At 74.2% G+C, this 1,218-nt stretch carries 2 protein-coding genes and 1 pseudogene; 1 reads left to right on the forward strand and 2 read right to left on the reverse strand.

Annotation, left to right across the window (positions count from 1 at the left end):
- Both ACRYM2_RS23125 and def read right to left on the reverse strand, forming a co-directional pair.
- Positions 1–196, reverse strand: a pseudogene (locus tag ACRYM2_RS23125) (methionyl-tRNA formyltransferase); the annotation flags it as partial.
- A complete protein-coding gene (gene def / locus ACRYM2_RS23130) occupies positions 196–741 on the reverse strand; it encodes a peptide deformylase (RefSeq protein ID WP_432525047.1) in 546 nt (181 codons plus the stop codon). The pseudogene ACRYM2_RS23125 and the gene def, both read right to left, overlap by 1 nt.
- Positions 742–911: 170 nt before the next feature.
- Here def and ACRYM2_RS23135 point away from each other — a divergent pair, with 170 nt between their 5' ends.
- Complete coding sequence (locus tag ACRYM2_RS23135) at positions 912–1,148, forward strand: DUF6458 family protein (RefSeq protein WP_432525049.1); 237 nt, start codon at positions 912–914, stop codon at positions 1,146–1,148.
- The last annotated feature ends 70 nt before the right edge of the window (positions 1,149–1,218 follow it).

The following is a 1,218-nucleotide window of genomic DNA, read 5'->3' on the forward strand; positions in this document are numbered from 1 at the left end:
GGGGCCGATCGGGGTGAAGCAGCGGCTGACCCACGTGGCGGGCGCCCAGCGGCAGCGGGGAGGGGGGGCGCCGCCGGCCGCGGCCGGCGGCGGCGTCGGGGCGGGTCAGGACGGCGACGACCTCGTGGGAGCTGGCCAGCAGGGCGTCCAGCGCGACCAGCGCGACGTCGGGGGTGCCGGCGACGACGAGGCGCACTACCTCGCCTGTCCGAACGTGTCGTGCGGGGAGACCTTGACCTGCGGGACGGGCAGGCCCATCCACTCCGCCTCCCGGACGGCCTTGAGGGCCAGCTTGCGCTGGGCCCGGTCGAGGCGGTCGATGAAGAGGATGCCGTCGAGGTGGTCGGTCTCGTGCTGGATGGCGCGCGCCTTGTACTCCGAGCCCGTGATGGTCACCGGCTCGCCGTGCATGTCGAAGCCCTTGGCGACCACGTGCAGCGCGCGCTTGGTGTCGGCGACGATCCCGGGGAACGACAGGCAGCCCTCGTCGCCCTCCTGGCACTCCTCGCTGAGCTCCAGCACGGGGTTGACGAGGTGACCCAGCTCGCCGTCGGCGTGGTAGGTGAACACGCGCAGCGACACGCCCAGCTGGGGCGCGGCCAGGCCCGCCCCGGGTGCGGCGAGCATCGTCTCCTCGAGGTCCTTGACGAGCTGGCGCAGCTCCTTGTCGAAGGTGGTGACCTCCTGGGCGCGCTGGCGCAGGACGGGGTCCCCGAAGAGTCGGATCGGCTGGATCGCCACGGTTCTCCTGATCTGGTCTCGCCGGGTCGGCGGTGGTGGGGGCGGGGTCGATCCTAGGCGTCGCCGCCGACCGCCGGTCCCGCCCGGGGCACCGGCCGGGGCACCGCCACCCGGGTGGTGGTGATCGGCGCCGACGTGCGGGCGCCCCGGGCGTGGCGCACCCTGGCAGCATGCGCCTGGGAACCGGCATCTTCCTCATCGCCCTCGGGGCGATCCTGACCTTCGCGGTGAACGTCGACCTCAACGGCGTGGACCTGCAGGTCGTCGGCTGGATCCTCATGGGCGTCGGGGTGCTCGGCATCGTCCTGGAGCTCGCCGTCTTCCAGCCGCGCCGGCGCGCCACGACGACCATCACCACGGGCGACCCCGCACGCACCGTGCAGCAGCGCACGACCCGGGACCTCTGAGCGGCAGCGCCCCGTCCGCCGCGGGCGGCGCACCCACGCGGAGCCACCACCCGTGACGGGTGGAGGCTCC

This window comes from Kineococcus aridisoli (assembly GCF_050871885.1).
Taxonomy (GTDB): Bacteria; Actinomycetota; Actinomycetes; order Actinomycetales; family Kineococcaceae; genus Kineococcus.

Excerpts from the sequence above, each read along its gene's own strand:
- ACRYM2_RS23135 (WP_432525049.1), top strand. The coding sequence starts at position 912 with ATGCGCCTGGGAACCGGCATCTTCCTCATCGCCCTCGGGGCGATCCTG.